The following is a 6084-nucleotide window of genomic DNA, read 5'->3' as shown; positions in this document are numbered from 1 at the left end:
GCGGTAGCTGGGGGAGGGTCCGGGCGGAGCCCGGTGCCCGGCGGAGCCGGGTTCCTTGGGGCTCCGCCCCAAACCCCGCGCCTCATACGCCGGCGAGGCTGGAATGGCCGGACCCGCTGCCCGGCAGGGCGAGGTTCGTAGCCGGGGGCCGGCAAACGCCGGCGGGGCCGGAGCCGGCCGGCCAGGGGCACTCGACGGACCCCGCCGCCGGAACCACGGGCGCCCTGCCGTGAGCCCGTCCGCCCCCGTGGTGCGCCGGGGCGCCCCGGGTGGGACCTGAACCCAGGCCCACCCGCACGGGAGACTCGCTGCCATGGACGACGATACGGACAACCACCCAGAGGCCGACGACCACGCCGTCGTGCTCGGCGCCGGCCTCGCCGGGCTGCTCGCGGCGCGGGTCCTCGCCCAGCGCTTCGCCCGGGTGACCGTGGTGGAGCGGGACGAACTCCCCGACACCGGACCGGCCTTCCGGCGCGGCGTCCTGCAGTCCCGGCACGTGCACGTGCTGTGGTCGCGGGGCCTGGAGGTGATGGAGGCGCTGCTGCCCGGCATCACCCGCGAACTGCTCGCCGCCGGGGCCGCCCTGATGGAGTCCCCGCGTGACTTCCTGTGGCTCAGCTCGGCCGACTGGTTCGGCCAGGTGCCCGGGGCCCGGATCCTGGTGGCGCACCGGGAGCTCCTCGACTGGACCGTGCGCCGGGAGGTGCTGCGCGACGACCGCATCCGGATCCGCTCGGGCTCCCCGGCGACCGGGCTCCTCGCCACCGGCGAGGGCCGCACCGTGACCGGGGTCGCCCTGCGCGAAGGCGGCCCGCTGTCGGCCCGGTTCGTGGTCGACGCCACCGGCCGCGGCTCGCGGGCCCCGGCCTGGCTGACCGCGCTCGGCCTCCCGGCCCCGGCGACCACCCGGTACGACTCCCACCTCGGCTACTCCAGCCGCTACTACGACGTCCCGCCGGACCCCGGGCGCCGCTGGCACGGCCTGTACGTCCAGGGCCGCCCCGACAGCCCGCGCGGCGGGGTACTGGTGCCGCTGGGCGACGGCCGCTGGCTCGCGACCCTGATCGGCAACGGCGAGCACGCCCCGCCGACGGGGGAGGAGGGATTCCTCGACTTCGCGCGCAGCCTGCGCAGTCCGGCGCTGTACGACGCCCTGCGCGACGCCAAACCGCTGTCCGCGCCGACCGGATTCCGCGCCACCTCGAACGAGCGGCGCCACTACGAGCGGCTCGACCGCTGGCCGGCCGGGTTCGTGGTGCTCGGCGACGCCGCGTGCCGGTTCAACCCCGTGTACGGGCACGGGATGAGCGTGGCGGCCCTCGCCGCCGAGGCCCTGGCCGAGTCGATCCGCGGGCTCGCCCCGCGGGAGATCGCCGGCGCCGCCCGGCGGATCCAGCGCCGTACCGCGGCCTCGGCGGACGCGGCCTGGCAGATCGCCACCAGCGAGGACATGCGCTACCCGGAGACCGAGGGGCCGCCGCCGGACCGGGCGACGAAGGTGCTGCAGCGGTACATGGACCGGGTGATCGTGGGGGCCAACTCCGACCCGGCCATCTCCCGCCCGTTCTTCGGCGTGCTGTCGCTGTCGGCCTCGCCGAACGTCCTGCTGAGCCCGGGCACGGTGATCCGGGTGCTGGCCAAGTGGCGGCTGCCGTCGAACCCGTCGGCCGCCGCCTACCCGGCCCACCACGGCCCGCCGGGCGGCTGACGGCGGCCCGGCCGGCGGCTAGCGGCGGCCCGGATCCCCAGAGGTCCGGCCGCTGACGGCCCGCTGGTACAGCTTCCGGATGTCGTCGTCGAACCAGCTGCTGAACGAGGTGGTCTCGTCGCCGCCCCCGTCCCGACCGCCGACCACGCCGATCAGGGTGTGGGCGTCGGTCAGCACCGGACCGCCGCTCGTGCCGTCGGGAACGTCCGCGCAATCCAGCCGCAACTGCGTGGGCCCGTCGGCGCGGGCGGTGTTGAAGCAGTCCACCGGCTCCTCCGCCCCGCCCGGGTAGCCCACGACCCGCGCGGGGGCCGGCAGCTGCGGCCGGAACCGGATCGTCTCGGCGCCCGTGGTGTCCTCCAGCCGCTCGCCGGGCCGGCCGGGGCGGCGCAGCCGCAGGAACGCCACGTCGTGGTCGGGGTCCTGGTCCTCGCTCCAGCTCGGGTCCACGTCGATCCGGGTGGGCACCCAGACCCCGTACGGGGCCTCGCCGTCGCGGTAGCCGGGGACGAAGACCAGGTTGGTGCGGAAGCCCAGGGCGCCCCGGTAGACGCAGTGCGCGGCGGTGGCGACGAGGTCCCCGCCGGGGGAGTGCACGACCACGCCCGAGCAGTGGTGGTCGCCGTCCCCGTCCTCGCCGGGCGAGAACAGCGCCCCGACGGCGGGTTCCGCGGCGGCGGTCTCCGCCTCCAGAGGCGCGGAGGGCCGCCATCCGCCGGACCGCCAGTCGGCGGCGGCCTGCCCGGCCTGCCCGCCCTGCGCACGCTGCCCCGCCGGGGCCGGTACCTCCCGTACGACCCCGTCGAGCAGGGCCTCGGCGGCGCGGTCGGCGGCCTGCGGGTCCTGGACGTAAGCGCCGGCGCCGGGATCGCCGTCCGCGTGGTTCTCCAGGATGCCGCCGAACTCCCACAGGAGGACGGCGCCGCCGGCGAGCGCCGCGCAGCACAGGCCGAGGGCCACCCGGACCCCGATGGACCGCCCGTGGCCCCTGGGGCCCTTGCTCGACATGTGGCACTCCCGCCCGCTGACTTGCTCGACGCCCTGTTCTACGGGGGCCCCGGGCCGGGAGTTCCGCCACGGAATGTGGCCGTCCTCACAGCCTCCGGACCGTCATCCGCAGTCCTTCCCTGCGCCACCCAACTGGCCTAGTCTCCACCGGGTTTGGCAAGTGACCGACCAGTAGGCGCAGCGGGACGAAGGAGCCGGAGCATGAGAATGCGGATGCGGATGCGGGCGGGGACGACGACGGGGACGGCGACGACGGCGACGGGGCCAGGGAAGGGGACAGGGCCAGGAAAGGGGATCGGGGCGCGTACGCGCGTCCGGATGGCGGGTGCGCTGGCCGCCGGATGTTCGGCCCTGGCGCTCCTGCTGGGCGCGGCCGCCCCGGCGGGCGCTGCGGCCGCGGCGGCCCAGGGGGACCTCCCGTACGCGGGATCGACCGGCGTCGGCGTGCACAACGCGTACGACAAGGCCAAGTACACCTACTTCGCGGACGCCCTCGACTCGGGCGCCGCGATGCTGGAGCTCGACGTCTGGACCAACTTCTTCGGCAGCTCCTGGCGGGTCTCCCACGACAACCCCTTCGGCAACGACAGCAACTGCGAGAACGCCACCAGCCCCGCCCAGCTGCGCACCAAGTCCCGCAACCAGAACCTCGCCGGCTGCCTCTCCGACATCCGCAGCTGGCACGACGCCCACCCCGGCCACCGGCCCATCGTCCTGAAGCTCGAACTCAAGGACGGCTTCGCCGCCAACCTCGGGCGCGGCCCCGCCGAACTCGACTCCCTCCTGGCCGCCAAGCTCGGCGACGCCCTCTACCGCCCCGGCCTGCTCGCCGCCGGCCACCCCGACCTGGACAGCGCCGCCCGCGCCGGCGCCTGGCCGAGCCGGGCCGCCATGGCGGGGAAGTTCCTCGTCGAGCTGATCCCCGGCACGCTGGAGGAGGGCAACAGCAACGACACCCTGTGGACCGACCGGGAGTACGCCACCCACCTGCGCTCCCTCGCGGCCGCGGGCCGGCTCTCCCAGGCGGCCGCCTTCCCCGCCGTGCACCGCGCCGAGGCCGGCGACCCGCGCGCCCGCTACGCCGACGCCTCGCTGCGCCCCTGGTTCGTGGTCTTCGACGGGGACGCGAGCGCGTACGCGTCCGGCGCCATCGACACCTCCTGGTACGACCGCAACCACTACCTGCTGATCGCCACCGACGCCCACAACGTGGCACCGGCCATCGACGGCGTCCACCCGACCGAGGCCCAGGCCCTGGACCGGGTCCGGCTGATGGCCCGCAACCACGCCTCCATCGCCTCCGCGGACTGGTACCCCCTGCCCTCGGTGCTGGCGACGGTGGTGCCGCGCGGCCAGTAACCTTATTGCGAAGAGTTCGCAATAAGGGTTTGGGTGTGGTGTGGTGTGACACGGCGTCGGCTTCCGGTGGTCCTCGGAATCGAGTCGTCCTGTGACGAGACCGGAGCCGGCATCGTGCAGGGCGGCCGCCTCCTCGCGCACGTCGTCGCGTCGAGCATGGACGAGCACGCCCGCTTCGGCGGCGTCGTCCCGGAGATCGCCGCCCGCGCCCACCTGCACGCCTTCAACCCCGTCGTCCGCCGGGCCCTGGACGAGGCCGGCCTGCGCCCCGGCGACCTCGACGCGGTCGCCGTCACCACCGGCCCCGGCCTCTCCGGCGCACTCCAGGTCGGACTGGCCGGGGCCAAGACCCTCGCGTACGCCCTGGGCGTGCCGCTGTACGGGGTCCACCACCTGGCCGGCCACGTCGCGGCGGACACCCTGGAGCACGGGCCGCTGCCCGACCCGTGCGTGGTGCTGATCGTCTCCGGCGGGCACACCTCGCTGCTGCTCGTACGGGACCTCGTGCGCGAGCCGATCCTGCACCTCGGGGACACCCTGGACGATGCGGCGGGGGAGTGCTTCGACAAGGTGGCGCGGGTCTTCGGCCTGCCGTACCCGGGCGGCCCGGCCATCGACCGCGCCGCCCGCGGGGGCGATCCGAAGGCGGTGGCCTTCCCGCGCCCGCTGCGGGCCGCGGGCGGACAGGACGCGTACGCCTTCTCCTTCTCGGGGCTGAAGACGGCGGCCGCCCGCTGGGCGGAGGAGCACCGGCGGCGCGGCGCGGTGCTGCCGGTCGCCGACGGCGCCGCCTCGCTCCAGGAGGCCGTCGCCGACGTGCTGACCCGCAAGGCGGTCGCCGCCTGCCGGGAGTACGGGGTGAAGACGCTCGTGGTGGTCGGCGGCGTCGCCGCCAACTCCCGGGTGCGCGACCTCGCGCAGCGGCGCTGCGCCTCGGCCGGAATCGCACTGCGGGTGCCGTCGATGACGCTGTGCACCGACAACGGGGCGATGATCGCCGCGATCGGCGACCTGCTGGTCCGCTCGGGGGCCGAGCCCGCCCCGTTCGACGTGACCGTCGACCCGTCGGCGCCGCTCGCGTACGCCGCGTTGAACCCGGTGGCGGCCTGAACCTTGCCGGAAAACCCTGAACACCGCCCGCGGGGCGGCAACGGGCATCCTTGGGTCTCAAGATCCCGCAAAGGAGCCCCGGTTGACCCAGCAGAGGCAGACGAAGGCACAGCCGCAGCCGCATACGCCACCCGACCGCCACATCCCCTTCCGGCGTCTGCACAACTTCCGTGACCTGGGCGGCTACCGCACGGCAGACGGGCGCACCGTCGCCTGGGGCCGGCTCTACCGGGCCGACTCCCTGGGCAAGCTGCAGGGCGGGGGCGAGGGCGGGGACTGGGAGCGCTTCCTCGGCCTCGGCATACGCACCGTCATCGACCTGCGCTACCCCTGGGAGATCGAGGCCAGGGGCCGGGTCCCGGAGCCCGGCCGGTTCACGTACGCCAACCTGAGCATCGAGCACCGCCCGTACGACCAGGCCGCCATCGACCCCGACATCGACCCCTGGCGCTACCTCGCCGACCGCTTCGCGGAGGTGGCCGAGGACGGGGTGGAGGAGATCCGGCAGGTCATCGAGCTCATCGCCGCCGGCCCGGGGCCCGCGGTCTTCCACTGCACCTCGGGCAAGGACCGCACCGGCCTCATCGCCGCCCTGGTCCTGTCCCTCCTGGAGGTGTCGCAGGAGCAGATCCTGGCCGACTTCGCGCTGACGGAGCTGGCCACGCAGCGCCTGCTGGCCGACTGGCACGCCGCCAACCCGGGACGCACGATGCGCTGGCCCTCGTACGGCCGCGCCCCGGCCACGGTGCTCTCCCTGACCCTCGCCGACCTGGCCGCCCGCCACGGCTCGGTGGCCGCGTACCTCACCGACGGCGTGGGCATCACGGAGCAGACCGCGACCCGTCTTCGGCAGCGCCTGCTCGACTGACGGCGTATACCAAATCGCGTCGCCCCCT

General features: G+C 75.1%; 5 protein-coding genes. 4 read left to right on the top strand and 1 reads right to left on the bottom strand.

The genetic code is table 11. The annotated features are described in order from the left end of the window. The first annotated feature begins 313 nt into the window (after nucleotides 1–313). The gene (locus tag ABZ924_RS21045; RefSeq protein ID WP_361911720.1) at nucleotides 314–1711 is read left to right on the top strand and encodes an FAD-dependent monooxygenase; all 1398 of its coding nucleotides are present in this window, start codon (nucleotides 314–316) and stop codon (nucleotides 1709–1711) included. A gap of 18 nt (nucleotides 1712–1729) precedes the next feature. On the opposite strand, the gene ABZ924_RS21040 is transcribed toward ABZ924_RS21045, so the two are convergent. Further along, complete coding sequence (locus tag ABZ924_RS21040) at nucleotides 1730–2719, bottom strand: serine protease (protein WP_361911717.1); 990 nt, start codon at nucleotides 2717–2719, stop codon at nucleotides 1730–1732. 318 nt (nucleotides 2720–3037) lie between these two features. Here ABZ924_RS21040 and ABZ924_RS21035 point away from each other — a divergent pair, with 318 nt between their 5' ends. The 3 genes from ABZ924_RS21035 to ABZ924_RS21025 all read left to right on the top strand — a co-directional run bounded on the left by ABZ924_RS21035 (nucleotide 3038) and on the right by ABZ924_RS21025 (nucleotide 6056). Continuing rightward, a complete protein-coding gene (locus tag ABZ924_RS21035; RefSeq protein ID WP_361911715.1) occupies nucleotides 3038–4078 on the top strand; it encodes a phosphatidylinositol-specific phospholipase C domain-containing protein in 1041 nt (346 codons plus the stop codon). 66 nt (nucleotides 4079–4144) lie between these two features. Beyond that, entirely contained in the window at nucleotides 4145–5188 is a 1044-nt protein-coding gene (gene tsaD / locus ABZ924_RS21030) for a tRNA (adenosine(37)-N6)-threonylcarbamoyltransferase complex transferase subunit TsaD (protein WP_361911712.1), read from the top strand. Nucleotides 5189–5270: 82 nt separating this feature from the next. Continuing rightward, a complete protein-coding gene (locus ABZ924_RS21025) occupies nucleotides 5271–6056 on the top strand; it encodes a tyrosine-protein phosphatase (RefSeq protein ID WP_361911709.1) in 786 nt (261 codons plus the stop codon). The last annotated feature ends 28 nt before the right edge of the window (nucleotides 6057–6084 follow it).

Origin of the sequence: Streptomyces sp. NPDC046876, assembly GCF_040645035.1 — a bacterium.
Taxonomy (GTDB): domain Bacteria; phylum Actinomycetota; class Actinomycetes; order Streptomycetales; family Streptomycetaceae; genus Streptomyces.
Note: the sequence above shows the minus strand (reverse complement) of the source record. Positions and strands in the feature narration are given on the sequence as shown.

What these genes read in the sequence shown, in the direction of transcription:
- ABZ924_RS21045 (WP_361911720.1), top strand. Translation starts at nt 314, where the DNA reads ATGGACGACGATACGGACAACCACCCAGAGGCCGACGACCACGCCGTC.
- ABZ924_RS21040 (WP_361911717.1), bottom strand. Translation starts at nt 2,719, where the DNA reads ATGTCGAGCAAGGGCCCCAGGGGCCACGGGCGGTCCATCGGGGTCCGG.
- ABZ924_RS21035 (WP_361911715.1), top strand. Translation starts at nt 3,038, where the DNA reads ATGGCGGGTGCGCTGGCCGCCGGATGTTCGGCCCTGGCGCTCCTGCTG.